The organism is Metallibacterium scheffleri (genome assembly GCF_002077135.1).
GTDB lineage: Bacteria > Pseudomonadota > Gammaproteobacteria > Xanthomonadales > Rhodanobacteraceae > Metallibacterium > Metallibacterium scheffleri.
On sequence record NZ_LDOS01000002.1, the window covers coordinates 1,389,667 to 1,403,116 of the forward strand.

At 70.7% G+C, this 13,450-nt stretch carries 12 protein-coding genes; 7 read left to right on the forward strand and 5 right to left on the reverse strand.

The genetic code is table 11. The annotated features are described in order from the left end of the window. Genes cysC through Mschef_RS11450 form a run of 3 tightly spaced genes read right to left on the reverse strand, consistent with a single transcriptional unit; the run spans window position 1 to window position 4,153 of the window. Window positions 1–1,851, reverse strand: a complete 1,851-nt coding sequence (gene cysC, locus Mschef_RS11440) for an adenylyl-sulfate kinase (RefSeq protein WP_081128537.1) — start codon at window positions 1,849–1,851, stop codon at window positions 1–3. After that, window positions 1,851–2,744 (reverse strand): sulfate adenylyltransferase subunit CysD, encoded by an 894-nt coding sequence (cysD, locus tag Mschef_RS11445; protein ID WP_081128539.1) that lies wholly within the window; start codon window positions 2,742–2,744, stop codon window positions 1,851–1,853. Before cysD ends, cysC begins: the two co-directional genes overlap by 1 nt. Then, window positions 2,744–4,153 carry a mannose-1-phosphate guanylyltransferase/mannose-6-phosphate isomerase gene (locus Mschef_RS11450; RefSeq protein WP_081128541.1) on the reverse strand — a complete coding sequence of 470 codons (1,410 nt, stop codon included), beginning with the start codon at window positions 4,151–4,153 and terminating at the stop codon, window positions 2,744–2,746. Before Mschef_RS11450 ends, cysD begins: the two co-directional genes overlap by 1 nt. Before the next feature lie 128 nt (window positions 4,154–4,281). Between Mschef_RS11450 and Mschef_RS11455 the strand changes: the two genes are divergently transcribed. From Mschef_RS11455 to gspF, 7 genes are all read left to right on the forward strand, one after another. Further along, window positions 4,282–5,022, forward strand: a complete 741-nt coding sequence (locus tag Mschef_RS11455; RefSeq protein WP_081128543.1) for a SapC family protein — start codon at window positions 4,282–4,284, stop codon at window positions 5,020–5,022. A 46-nt stretch (window positions 5,023–5,068) separates the two neighbouring features. Beyond that, window positions 5,069–6,199: a 23S rRNA (uracil(747)-C(5))-methyltransferase RlmC gene (gene rlmC / locus Mschef_RS11460; protein WP_081128546.1), complete on the forward strand. Its 1,131-nt coding sequence runs from the start codon at window positions 5,069–5,071 to the stop codon at window positions 6,197–6,199. After that, the gene (gene rrtA / locus Mschef_RS11465) at window positions 6,196–6,801 is read left to right on the forward strand and encodes a rhombosortase (RefSeq protein WP_081128549.1); all 606 of its coding nucleotides are present in this window, start codon (window positions 6,196–6,198) and stop codon (window positions 6,799–6,801) included. The genes rlmC and rrtA overlap by 4 nt, the downstream gene beginning before the upstream one ends. Next, a complete protein-coding gene (locus Mschef_RS11470) occupies window positions 6,798–7,637 on the forward strand; it encodes a type II secretion system protein N (RefSeq protein ID WP_081128552.1) in 840 nt (279 codons plus the stop codon). Before rrtA ends, Mschef_RS11470 begins: the two co-directional genes overlap by 4 nt. A 128-nt stretch (window positions 7,638–7,765) precedes the next feature. After that, window positions 7,766–9,871 (forward strand): type II secretion system secretin GspD, encoded by a 2,106-nt coding sequence (gene gspD, locus Mschef_RS11475; protein WP_081128553.1) that lies wholly within the window; start codon window positions 7,766–7,768, stop codon window positions 9,869–9,871. A 3-nt stretch (window positions 9,872–9,874) separates the two neighbouring features. Next, entirely contained in the window at window positions 9,875–11,398 is a 1,524-nt protein-coding gene (gene gspE, locus Mschef_RS11480) for a type II secretion system ATPase GspE (RefSeq protein ID WP_081128555.1), read from the forward strand. 5 nt (window positions 11,399–11,403) lie between these two features. After that, window positions 11,404–12,615 (forward strand): type II secretion system inner membrane protein GspF, encoded by a 1,212-nt coding sequence (gene gspF / locus Mschef_RS11485; protein WP_081128557.1) that lies wholly within the window; start codon window positions 11,404–11,406, stop codon window positions 12,613–12,615. A 31-nt stretch (window positions 12,616–12,646) separates the two neighbouring features. On the opposite strand, the gene Mschef_RS11490 is transcribed toward gspF, so the two are convergent. Both Mschef_RS11490 and Mschef_RS11495 read right to left on the reverse strand, forming a co-directional pair. Then, window positions 12,647–13,051: a type II toxin-antitoxin system VapC family toxin gene (locus tag Mschef_RS11490; RefSeq protein ID WP_081128559.1), complete on the reverse strand. Its 405-nt coding sequence runs from the start codon at window positions 13,049–13,051 to the stop codon at window positions 12,647–12,649. Further along, a complete protein-coding gene (locus tag Mschef_RS11495; protein ID WP_081128561.1) occupies window positions 13,042–13,293 on the reverse strand; it encodes a type II toxin-antitoxin system Phd/YefM family antitoxin in 252 nt (83 codons plus the stop codon). The genes Mschef_RS11490 and Mschef_RS11495 overlap by 10 nt, the downstream gene beginning before the upstream one ends. Window positions 13,294–13,450 lie beyond the last annotated feature (157 nt).

Genomic DNA, 13,450 nt, shown 5'->3' on the forward strand with positions numbered 1-13,450 from the left:
CTAGTCGGCCAGCGCGCGGCGCACGACCTGCTCGACCATGACATCCAGCACGCCCTCGGCGCTGAGCAGGTGCAGCTCGGGGGCTTCCGGTGGCTCGTACGGCGAATCGACACCGGTGAAATTGCGCAGCTCGCCGGCGCGCGCCTTGGCATACAGGCCTTTCACGTCGCGCGCCTCGCACACCGCCAGCGGCGCATCGACGAAGACCTCGACGAACTCGTCCGCGCCGAAACGTTCGCGCGCCATGCGCCGCTCGGCGCGGAACGGCGAGATGAAGGCGACCAGCACGATCAGCCCGGCATCGACCATCAGCCGCGCCACCTCGGCCACGCGGCGGATGTTTTCGACGCGATCCTCGGCGGTGAAGCCCAGATCGCGGTTGAGCCCGTGGCGCACGTTGTCGCCGTCCAGCAGATAGGTGCGATGGCCGAGTGCGAACAGGCGTTTTTCCACGGCATTGGCCAGCGTCGACTTGCCGGAGCCGGACAGACCGGTGAACCACAGGCAGCGTGGTCGCTGGCCGTTTTGCGCGGCGCGCGCGGCGCGGTCCACATCCACGTGCTGCCAGTGGATGTTGCCGGCGCGGCGCAGGGCGAAATCGATCATGCCGGCACCGACGCTGGCGTTGCTGATGCGGTCGATGAGCACGAAACCGCCCAGCGTACGATTGCGCGCATACGGCGCGAACGCCAGCGCGTGATCCAGACTGAGCTGGCAGTAGCCGACCTCGTTGAGCCGCAGGGTGCGCGCCGGCACGGCCTCCTGCGTGTCGACATCGATCTTGTGGCGGATCTCGGTGACCTGCGCCAGCGCGCTGGCGCTGCCCAGGCGCAACGCGTAGGGACGCCCGGGCAGCAGCGGCGCCTCGCCCATCCACAGCAGGTGGCAGGCGAACTGGTCGGCGATCTCCGGCGGTGCCGCGGCGGCGGCGATCACGTCGCCGCGTGCGATGTCGAAGTCCTCGGCCAGGGTCACGGTGACGGCGGCGCCGGCTTCGGCCTGCGCCACGTCGCGCCCGGCGTCGAGCACGCGCGCCACCGTGGCGCGCAGTCCCGCCGGCCACACGCCGACGGCATCGCCCACACCGATGCGCCCCGCGGCCAGGGTGCCGCAATAGCCGCGGAACTCCGCGTGCGGGCGGTTGACCCACTGCACCGGCAGGCACAGCGGCGCGGCGGCAGCGGTGGCCTCGACCTGCGGCTGCGCCGCGTGCAGCGCTGCGAGCAGGCTGGGACCGTGGTACCACGGCATGCGCGCGCTGCCCTGCACGAGGTTGTCGCCGTGCACCGCCGCCAGCGGAATCGCCGTGACCCGGGTGATGCCGAGGCGCACGGCCAGCGTGGCGTATTCGCGCGCGATCGCCTCGAAGCGTGCTGCGGCGTAGTCCACGCGGTCCATCTTGTTGACCGCCAGGATCACCTGGCGGATGCCCAGCAGCGCGCAGATGTAGCTGTGCCGGCGCGTCTGCCGCAGCAGGCCCTTGCCGGCATCCACCAGCACCACGGCCAAATCGGCGGTGGACGCGCCGGTGGCCATGTTGCGTGTGTACTGCTCGTGCCCGGGACAATCCGCCACGATGAACGCGCGCGCCGGCGTGGCGAAGTAGCGGTAGGCCACGTCGATGGTGATGCCCTGTTCGCGCTCGGCCTCGAGGCCATCGAGCAGCAGCGCGTAATCCAGCGCCGCGCCCTGCGTGCCGAAACGCCGGCTGTCGCGCGCCAGTTGCTCGAGCACGTCCTCGGGCACCGCGCCGGTGTCGGCCATCAGGCGCCCGATCAGCGTGCTCTTGCCGTCGTCCACGCTGCCGCAGGTGATCAGGCGCAGCAGGTCCGGGGATGCATCCGCGGCCATCAGAAATGCCCCTCGCGTTTCTTCTGCTCCAGCGAGGTGCCGGCGGTCGCATCCAGCACGCGCCCGGCGCGCTCGGAGCGGCGGCTGTGCAGCATCTCGGCGATGATCGCATCGAGCGTGTCGGCCGCGGATTCGCTGGCGACCGTCAGCGGATAGCAGCCCAGCGAGCGAAAACGCACGCGCTTGCGCATGGGCTGCTCGCCCGGCGCCAGCGGCAGGCGCGCGTCGTCGACCATGATCAGCGCGCCGTCGCGCTCGACCACCGGGCGCAGCGCGGCGAAGTACAGCGGCACCACCTCGATGCCCTCGCGGCGGATGTAGCGCCACACGTCCAGCTCGGTCCAGTTGGACAGCGGAAACACGCGCAGGCTCTCGCCGGGCGCGATGCGCGTGTTGTACAGGTTCCACAATTCCGGGCGCTGCTGGCGCGGATCCCAGCGCTGCTGCGCGTTGCGCAGCGAGAAGATGCGCTCCTTGGCGCGCGATTTCTCCTCGTCGCGGCGCGCGCCGCCGATCGCGGCGTCGAAGCCGTGCTGCTCCAGCGCCTGCTTCAGCGCCTGCACCTTCATCACGTCCACGTGCACGCTGGCGCCGTGGCTGATCGGGCCGATGCCCTGGCGCACGCCGTCTTCGTTGGTGTGCACGAGCATGCGCACATCCGGCGCGGCGGCGACACGGTCGCGAAACGCGATCATCTCGCGGAATTTCCAGCCGGTATCCACATGCAGCAGCGGCATGGGCAGCGGCGCCGGCGCGAAGGCCTTGCGCGCCAGGTGCAGCAACACCGAGGAATCCTTGCCGATCGAATACATCAGCACCGGCTGGCGCGAACACGCCACGGTCTCGCGCAGGATGTGGATGGACTCGGCTTCGAGCCGATCGAGCAGATCCATCAGCCGGAGCGCCCGTACTTGTCTTCGAAACGCACGATGTCGTCCTCGCCCAGATAACCGCCGGACTGCACCTCGATCAATTCCAGCGGCAGCTTGCCGGGGTTTTCCAGACGGTGCACGGTGCCCAGCGGAATGAACGTGCTCTGATTCTCGCCGAGCAGGAACACCTCCTCGCCGCGCGTCACGCGCGCGGTGCCGCTGACCACGATCCAGTGCTCGGCGCGGTGGTGGTGCATCTGCAGCGACAGCGTGGCGCCGGGCTTGACGGTGATGCGCTTGACCTGGAAGCGCGCCTCGGCGTCGATCGAGTCATACGCACCCCACGGGCGGTACACCTTGCGGTGCCAGGTGGCCTCGCTGCGCGCATCCTGCTTGAGCCGCTGCGCCAGCGCCTTGACCTCCTGCACGCGCTCCTTGCGCGCCACCAGCACGGCGTCGTCGGTATCCACCACCACCACGTCATCCAGCCCGACCAGCGCGATCAGGCGTTTGTCGCTCCACGCATAGGTGTCGCGGCAGTCCAGCGCCAGCACGTCGCCGCGCCGCGCGTTGCCTTGCGCGTCGCGCTCGGCAACCTGCCACAACGCCGACCACGAACCGACGTCGCTCCAGCCGATGTCCACCGGCAGCACCGCGGCATCGGCGGTTTTTTCCATCACCGCGTAGTCGATCGAATCGGCCGGGCAGGCCTGGAACGCGGCCGCGTCCAGACGCAGGAAATCGCTGTCGCGCCGGCCCGCATCCAGCGCCGCGCGACAGGCGGCGAGCATGGCCGGCTGCTGGCGCGCCAGTTCGTCCAGATAGCGCTGCGCGCCGAACAGGAACATGCCGCTGTTCCAGTAATGATCACCCGCTGCCAGATACTCGGCGGCACGCGCGGCGTCGGGTTTCTCGACGAAACGCGCCACCGCGCGCACACCCTCGCCCGGCGCCGCCTTGATGTAGCCGTAGCCGGTTTCCGGCGTTTGCGGCAGCACGCCGAAGGTCACCAGCTTGCCGGCCTGCGCGGCGGGCACGGCGCTGCGCACCGCGGCGCGGAAGCCGGCCGCGTCGGCAACGACGTGATCGGTGGGCAGCACCAGCAGCAGGGCATCGCCGCCGTGCTGGCGCAGCGCCTCCAGCGCGGCCACGGCGATCGCCGGCGCGGTGTTGCGTCCGACCGGCTCGAGCAGCAGCGCGGCCGGCGTGCAGCCGACCTCGCGCAACTGCTCGGCGACCATGAAGCGGTGTTCCTCGTTGGCCACCGCCAGCGCCGGCGCCACGTCCAGCCCGGCCAGCCGCAGCCAGGTTTCCTGCAGCAGCGAGTGCGCGCCGGTCAGCGCCAGGAACTGCTTGGGATAGGCCTCGCGCGACAGCGGCCACAGGCGCGTGCCGGAGCCACCGGAAAGCAATACGGGAACCAGTTTCATGTCAGCCGACCCCGTCGACAAGGGACACATTGCGGCCCGCGAGTGTACCCGCAAGACTCGCCGCGGCGTCCAGCGCGCGCGCAAATCCGCCTACAATCGCCGCTCACCAAGCCCACCTCGGCCCGCGCATGAAAACCCTGCTGATCTATGACCGCCCGGTACCGCTCAACCGCGAGCTGCACCGTCATTGGCGCCTGCGCGCCAACGCGCATTTCACCTACGTCGCCACGCTGAATGCGCTGCCGCTGGTCGGCTTCGAGTTCGCCCTGGCCGCGCGCGATTACCCGGTCGTGTTCGCCGGCGCGAGCGCCGCGCAGGCGCTGCCGGTGGCGCTGGTCGGATTGCGCGCCGACGAGAACCTGCACGTCGATGCCGAAGGCCGCTGGAGCGAGTGCTACATCCCCGCCTTCGTGCGCCGTTATCCCTACGCGCTGGCCGCCGACGGCGAGCGCTTCCAGGTCGTGCTCGACGAGGCTTGGCCGGGTTTCAACACCGAGGAAGGCGATCCGCTGTTCGACAGCGAGGGCAACGAGAGCGAATCGCTCAAGCGCACGCTGGGATTCCTCGAGGAATACCAGAGCCATATCCGCACCACGCAGGCGTTCGTGGGCGAGCTCAATCGTCTCGGCCTGCTCGAATCCAGGCAACTGCAGCGCGCCACCAGCGCGGACGAGCCGGCGCCGGTGCTGACCGGGCTGTGGATGATCAACGAGGACAAGCTCAAGGCCCTGCCGGCCGATCAGGCGCAGGCGCTGCTGAAAAACGGCGCGCTGGGCTGGATCTACGCGCACCTGCTGTCACTGGTCAATCTCGATCGCCTCGGCGCGCGCCTGGCGCAGCGCAGCGCGAGCGCGGCATCCGCTGCCTGAGCGGCGCCGCGCGCCGCACCTGCCCTCGCCACACGCCACGCCCGGCATGCACTGCGCCTACTTCGACACCGCGCGCTGCCGCTCGTGCACGTGGCTGCCGCTGCCCTATGCGCAACAGCTCGCGGCCAAGCAGCAGGCCGCGCGGCACGCCTTGGGCGATGACCCCGGCGTGCAGTGGCTGGCGCCAGAGGCCAGTGCCGAGGCGGGCTTCCGCAACCGCGCCAAGATGGTGGTCGGCGGCAGCATCGAGGCGCCGCTGCTGGGCCTGCTGGATGCCCACGGCGCCGGCGTCGATCTCGAGGATTGCGCGTTGTATCCGGATGCATTGCGCGCCGCCTTCGCGCCGCTGCGGCGGCTGATCAGCGCCGCGCGCATCGCGCCCTACGACGTGCCCGCGCGCCGCGGCGAGCTGAAATTCGTGCTGGTCACGCTGGCCGAGGATTCGGGCGCGCTGATGATCCGCTTCGTGCTGCGCTCGCGCGAGGCGCTGGGGCGTCTGCGCCAGCACCTGCCGCAATTGCAGGCCGAATTGCCGCAGGCGCGCGTGCTCAGCGCCAATCTGCAACCCGTGCACCAGGCGCTGCTGGAAGGCGCCGAGGAAATCCTGCTCGGCGACGCCACCGCGCTGCCGCTGCGCAGCAACGGGCTGACCCTGTGGGTGGGCCCGCAGGCCTTCGCGCAAACCAACACGCCGCTGGCCGCTGCGCTGTACCGGCAGGCGCGCGCCTGGGTGCAGGAGCTCGATCCGCCGGCACTGCTGGATCTGTACTGCGGCGCGGGCGGCTTCGCCCTGCACTGCGCCGATGGCCGGCGCGACGTGCTGGGCATCGAGCACAGCGCCGCGGCGGTGGCGCTGGCGCGGCGCGCGGCGCATGACAACGCCTTGCCGCGCATCGAGTTCGCGGCGCTGGACGCCGCGCAGGGCGCCGCGGCGCTGACGGCGTTGCCGCCGCTGGTCATCGTCAATCCGCCGCGGCGCGGACTCGGCGCGGAACTGTGCGCCACGCTGCAGGCCTCGGCCGCGCGCTGGCTGATCTATTCGAGCTGCAACGCCGCCACGCTGGCGCGCGATCTGGCCGCCCTGCCCGGCTTCCGCGCGCGCCGCGCGCAGGTGCTGGACCTGTTTCCGCACACCGCGCATTACGAGCTGTTGTGCCTGCTCGAGCGCGCGGCATGAACGCACGCGCGACGGCCCTGCTGCGCTTCTGCGCGCTGCCGCTGCTGCTGAGCCTGCTGTGCGCGCTGCTGCAGGCGCTGCACGCGACGCCGCTGCTGCAGTACCAGCGCGGCGCCATCCTGCACGGCCAGTACTGGCGCCTGCTCAGCGGCAATTTCGTGCACCTGGGCTGGGGCCACCTGGCGCACGACCTGGTCGGGCTGTGGCTGATCTGGGCCTTGTTCGGCCATGCGCTGTCCGCCCGCGGCTGGGTCGCGCTGCTGCTGTGGGACGGCCTGGCCATCGGCCTCGGCCTGCTCGCGTGCAGCCCGGCGGTGCACTGGTACGTGGGCATCTCGGCGATCCTGTACGGCATGTTCACCGTCGGCTGCCTGGCCAACGTGCGCGCGAGGCCGTGGTACGCCGGCCTGCTGCTGGCCGGGATGCTGGCGCTGATCGCGTGGAGCAACCTGCACGGCCCGCTGGCCGCCGAGGACTGGGGCATGGATGGCCCGGTATTGCCGATCGCGCATCTGTATGGCGCAACCGGGGCCGCACTCTTTATGCTAGCCCGCTGGAGCTGCAACAGCCGGCGCACCGCGCCGCATGCGGGAGCACGATGAACCACGAGCGCTTCGCCGCGCAAAAACCGCGCCTGATTGCCGCGCTGGCCGTGCTGTTGCTGTTGCTGGCCGGCTGGAATGTGTGGCGTCTGGGCATGCTGATCCGCGCCACGCGCGCCGCCGCCGCGCAGGCCATGAGCGAATTCAGCGCGATGCCGGCACTGAGCCCGCAGCAGGCCTGGCAGCGCCTGCTGAGCGCCCACCTGTTCGGCAAGCCGGTGCTCGGCAGCGCGCCGCCCACCACGCTGCCGCTGAAGCTGGAAGGCGTGTGGGCCGACGCCAGCGGACGCGGTTACGCCATCATCGCCGCCGACACCAGCCCGGCCAAGGTCTACGCGCAAGGCGCGGCGCTGCCCTACGGCGCCAGCCTGCGGCGCGTGCTGGCCACCGGCGTGCTGCTGAACACCGAGGCCGGCCTGCAAAGCCTGGCGCTGATCAAGCACGCCGGCGCCGCCGCGCAGGGCGACGCGGAGCTGGCGCCCGCCGCGGAGCCCGCCACCCTGGCCAACGCGCCGCAACGACCTGGCCCGCGCGCACCCCTGCCGGAGGCCAGTGGCGCGCCGCTGCAGATCGGTGACATCGCGCGCGGCACGCCCATCGAGCGCGATGGTCATCTCGCCGGTTACGTGCTCAGCCCGGGCACGAACGCGTCGATGTTCGCCAGGCTCGGCCTGCGCCCCGGCGACGTGCTGGTGAGCATCAACGGCCAGCCGCTGGGCGATGCCGCGCTGAGCAGCGCGCAATGGCGCGAGGCGCTGCTGCGCGGCAACGCGCAGATCGTCGTCGAGCGCAATGGCCAGACGATCAACCTCAGCCCGCAGCCCAAGCTGCGCTGACCCGGCCACGCTGACCCCGCCATGATGAAGCGCAACGCCCGCGCAACACCGATCACCCAACCGCGCGCCGCACCGACCGGCGCGCGCCGGCCTGCTACGCTCCAGCCACGTTGCGATCGCGAGTGGACATGAAGCACACCCCGCCCCTGATGCCGCGCCTGCTGCTGTGCGCGCTCGGCCTGCTGCTGTCGGGCTACGCGTGCGCGCACCAGGATGCGGCGCCCGCCATGCCCGCCATGCCTGCCATGCCCGCGTCCGCCGCGGCGCAGGAGGTCACGCTCAACCTGCGCAACGTCGATATCCGCACCCTGATCGACACCGTATCCAAGGCCACCGGCATCAACTTCGTGGTCGATCCGCGCGTGCGCGGCGATGTCACCGTGGTGTCGTCCACGCCAATGGACCGCGACGCGCTGTACCAGGTGTTCCTGTCGGTGCTGGAGGTCTACGGCTATGCCGCGGTGCCGTCCGGCCCGGTGGTCAAGATCGTGCCCTCGATCAACGCGCGCCAGACCCTGCAACTGCACGGCCACGGCGAGGCGCTGATCACCCGCGTGATCCGCGTCAGCACCGTGCCGGTGATGCAGTTGCTGCCGCTGCTGCGCCCGCTGCTGCCGCCGCAGGCGATCCTCTCGGCCTACCCGCCGGGCAACGTGCTGATCGTCACCGACCGCGCCGCCAACGTCGATCGCATCGTCCAATTGGTGCGGCAACTGGACAACCCGGCCAACGGCGGCGTCAGCATCGTGCAGCTCCGGCACGCCTCGGCCGAACAGGTGGCACGCACGCTGGACGCGCTGCAGGGCGGCACCGCCGGCGAAGGCGGCATGCCGCCGGTGCGCGTGGTCGCCGATGCGCGCAGCAACAGCATCCTGATCGCCGGCGATCCGGCGGCGCAGGCGCGCATGCGCGCGCTGATCCAGCAGCTCGACGTGGCGCTGCCCGCTGCCGGCAATTCGCAGGTGATCTTCCTGCGCTACGCCAAGGCCGAGGACATGGCCAAGCTGCTGCAACAAGTCGTGCAGACCCAGGAGAAGACCACGGAAAAGGCCAAGTCCGTGCCGGAATCGCCGGTCAACATCCAGGCCGATGTCACCAACAACGCGCTCATCATCACCGGCCCGCCGGACCGCGTGCGCGACCTGCAGAAACTCGTGCGCCAGCTCGATGTGCGGCCCAAGGAAGTACTCATCGACGCGATCATCGCCGAGGTCTCCGGCGACCTGTCCCGGCAACTCGGCGCGCAGATCGCCGTGCTGCCCACCACGGGCTCGACGAACTATCCGGTCGCCGTGAGCAATTTCACCAACGGCGCGCTGCCGCTGGCGACCATCGCCGGCGGGCCCAGCGCCGTCGGTCAGGCGCTGGCCGCAGCGCCCGGGGTTTTCCTCGGCTTCGGCAGCAGCAGCGGACAGACGCGCTACGGCCTGCTGCTCAACGCGCTGCAGTCCAACTCGGCCACCAACATCCTGTCCACGCCCAGCCTGATGACGCTGGACAACAAGCAGGCCGAGATCGTGGTCGGCCAGGACGTGCCCTTCGTCACCGGCAGCTACAGCACCACGCTCAACCAGGGCGGCGGCGGCACGGTCAGCAGTCCGTTCCAGACCATCGAGCGCAAGAAAGTCGGCATCACCCTCAAGGTCACGCCGCAGATCAACGAGGGCGACAGCGTGCGCCTCAAGCTGGACCTCACCGTGTCCAGCATCGCGCCCTCGATCACCGGCGCGGTCGATCTGATCACCAACACGCGCCAGGTCAAGACCGTGGTGATCACCGACAACGGCGCGATCGTGGTGCTGGGCGGGCTGATCCAGGACAGCTACACCGACTCGGTGCAGAAGGTGCCGCTGCTGGGCAGCATCCCGATCCTCGGGCGCCTGTTCACCTCGACCTCGCGCCAGTTGCAAAAGCAGAACCTGATGATCTTCCTGCACCCGGTGATCGTGGACACGCAGAACCAGGCCGACGCCTGGACCGCGGAGAAATACCGCATCCTGCGCGAGCAGTCGGCGCGCACCAAAAACTCGCGTGAGTCATTGCAGCAGCAACCGCTGCCGACGCACCTGAGCCAGTTCGTGCCGGCCCCGGCCAGCAGCGGCGCGGCACCCGCCGTGGCCGCGAGCGTGGCGCCTGCGCCGGCCGCCAGCGTCGACGCGCGCAACACGCCCGCGATCACACCCGCGCCCGCCAGCAGCGCCCCGACCCGCGCGCGCAGCACGCACGGCGGCTGAGCCATGCGCGCCGGCACACCCAGCGCCCAGCCCGCGGCGGCGCTGCCGGTCGCGCCACCCGCGCTGCCCGGCTACGCCTGGGCCAAGCGCCACGGCATGCTGGTGAGCATGGACGGCGCGCACGCACTGGTGCGCCATCGCGGCACGCCCGAGCCGCAGGCGCTGAGCGAACTGGCGCGCGTGCTCGGCTGCGCGCTGCACCTCGAAGCGCTGTCCGATGCCGAGTTCGCGCGCGCGCTGGCGGCGGCCTATGGCGACAACGCCGGCGGCGGCGCGCAGGCCACCATGGAAGACCTCGGCGACGGCCTCGACCTCGCCGCCATCGCCTCGTCGCTGCCCGAACCGGAAGACCTGCTGGAAAGCCAGGACGACGCGCCGATCATCCGCCTGATCAACGCCATCCTCGCGCAGGCGGTGCGCGAGGGCGCCTCCGACGTGCACCTGGAATCCTTCGAGACGCGCCTGTCGGTGCGCCTGCGCGTGGACGGCATGCTGCGCGAGATCCTCGAGCCGCCGCGCGCGCTGGCCGGCACGCTGGTGTCGCGCATCAAGGTGATGGCGCGGCTCGACATCGCCGAGAAACGCCTGCCGCAGGACGGCCGCATCAGCCTGCGCATCGCCGGGCGCCCGGTGGACGTGCGCGTGTCCACGCTGCCCTCGGGCTACGGCGAGCGCGTGGTGCTGCGCCTGCTCGACCGCCAGGCCGGACGCCTGGACCTGGGCGGCCTCGGCGTGGCGCCGGCCACGCGCGAACGCTTCGCCGCGCTGATCCGCGAGCCGCACGGCATCCTGCTGATCACCGGCCCCACCGGCTCGGGCAAGACCACCTCGCTGTACGCGCTGCTGACCGAGCTCAACGACCGCAAGCGCAACATCCTCACCGTCGAGGATCCGATCGAATATTTTCTCGACGGCATCGGCCAGACCCAGGTCAACCCGAAGATCGACCTCGACTTCGCGCGCGGCCTGCGCGCCATCCTGCGCCAGGATCCGGACGTGGTGATGGTCGGCGAGATCCGCGATCTGGAAACCGCCGAGATCGCCGTGCAGGCCAGCCTCACCGGCCATCTGGTGCTGTCCACGTTGCACACCAACACCGCGATCGGCGCGATCACGCGCCTGCGCGACATGGGCGTCGAACCCTACCTGCTGGCCACCAGCCTGATCGGCGTCGCCGCGCAGCGCCTGGTGCGCCTGCTGTGCCCGCACTGCAAGCGCCGCGCCACCGCCACCCCCGGCGAATGCGCGCAGCTCGGCCTGGCACCGACGGCGCCGCCCGCGCTGTGCCATCCGGTCGGCTGCGAGCGTTGCCACGGCAATGGCTACATCGGCCGCAGCGGCATCTACGAGGTCAGCCCGATCGACGCGACGCTGGCGCGCATGATCCACGACGGCGCCGCCGATGCCGACATGGAGCGCTACGCGCGCAGCCTCAGCCCCGGCATCCGCAGCGACGGCCTGCAGCGCGTGCTGGCCGGCGACACCTCGCTGGAAGAACTGCTGCGCGTCACCCGCGCCGGCAGCTAGCGCGCATGCCCGCCTTCGAATTCGTCGCCCTCGATGCCGCCGGCAAACGCCAGCGCGGCATGCTCGAGGGCGACACCGCGCGCCAGGTGCGGCAGAGCCTGCGCGAAAGCGGCCTCAGCCCGCTCAGCGTCGAGGCCGTGGCCGAGGGCGCCGGCGCTCCGCGCCGCGGGCGTCGGCGCACGCGCCTGCCGGCCGACGAACTGGCCCTGTTCACGCGCCAGCTCGCCACCCTGCTGATCACCGGCGCGCCGCTGGCCGAGGCGCTGGGCACCGCGCTGCGCCAAGCGCGCAAGCCGCGCGTGCAGCGCGTGCTCAGCGGCGTGCGCGCGCGCGTCGTCGAAGGCCGCGGCATGGCCGCGGGCATGGCCGATTTCCCCGCCGTGTTCGACGACGTGTTCCGCGCCACCGTGGCCGCCGGCGAGCAATCCGGCAAACTCGATGCCGTGCTGGCGCGGCTGGCCGACTACACCGAATCGCGCCAGGCGCTGCAGCAGCGCGTGCAGCAGGCGCTGATCTACCCCAGCTTCCTGGTGATCATGGCCTTCGGCATCCTCGCCGGCCTGCTCGGCTACGTGGTGCCCAAGATCGTGCAGGTGTTCACCACCATGCACGCGCAACTGCCGCTGCTGACGCGCGTGCTGATCGGCATCAGCGGCTTCCTGCGCGGCTGGTGGCCGCTGCTGCTGCTGGCGTTGATCGCGCTGGTGCTGGGCGTGCGCGCGCTGCTGCGCCGGCCCGGCCCGCTGCAGGCGTGGCAGCGCTTCCTGCTGCGCCTGCCGTTCTTCGGGCGCCTGGTGCGCGGCCTGGAAACCGCGCGCTTCGCGCGCACCCTGAGCATCCTCACCGCCAGCGGCGTGCCCATCCTCGAGGGCCTCGGCATCGCCCAGCAGGTGGTGCACAACCTGCCCATGCGCGCCGCGCTGGCCGAGGCCACGGTGCGCGTGCGCGAAGGCTCCGGCATCGCCGCCGCGCTGGAACGCAGCGGCTACTTCCCGCCGATGGCGGTGTACCTGATCGCCAGCGGCGAAGGCGGCGGCCAGCTCGAGGCCATGCTCGAGCGCGCCGCGCAACAGCAGGAGCGCGAGGCCCAGGGCCTGATCGCGACCGCGCTGGCGCTGTTCGAGCCGATGACCATCGTGTTCATGGGCCTGATCGTGTTCACCATCGTGCTGGCCATCCTGCTGCCGATCTTCCGCCTCGACCAACTGGTGCAGTGAGGCGTGCGCCGCCGCAGCGCGGCGCCTGCGATCACGCGGCTGCGTGGAGAATGTCCGTGGCCAGTCCGTGGGCTGCCCGGCCCAGGCGCGTGTCGTGCGTCCATAGCGCATCGCAGCGATGCCACTGCGCGGTGGCCAGATGCAGCGCATCCGGCGGCTTCAAGCCATGGCGCGCGCGCAGCGTCGCGCCCAGCACGTAGACCTCATCCGGCATCGCCAACTGACGGAACTGGCGCAGGCCTTCCTCGTAATGGCGTTGCAACTGCAGGTTGCCGCTGCGCATCGGCCCGAGCAGACATTCGAAGCGAACCAGGGGCGAAATGGCGAACTCACAGGGCGTGGCGGCAGCCATCGCGGCCTTGACCGGTTGCCCCCACCGCGCGTCGTCCTCGAACGCGTATATCACCAGACAACTGTCGAGGTAAATCAATCCCATGCCGCGCGCTCGTGGCCGATCTCCGCCTCGATCTCGGCATGACTGCGCCGCAGCGCCGCAGGCAGCGGATGCTGTTGCAACCAAACCAGCACGTCGCCACCTGCGGCGGCATCCTGCGCGCTGATCGGCACCAGACGCGCCACCGGCACGCCGCGATTGGCGATGATGACGTCCTCACCCGCCTGCGCGCGCCGCAACAACCGCGACAACTGATTCTTCGATTCCAGAATGTTGATTTTCATGGAAAATGCCCTGAATGTATCCTGCGTTGACACACTATAGCCTGTAATAGCCAACATGGCCAGATAACTGCAATATCGTCGCCTGCGCGACATGATCACATGGCGCGGATGCGGGTACCGCGCGCGGTGCGCGCGCAGCGGGCAGCAGCGCCTGATT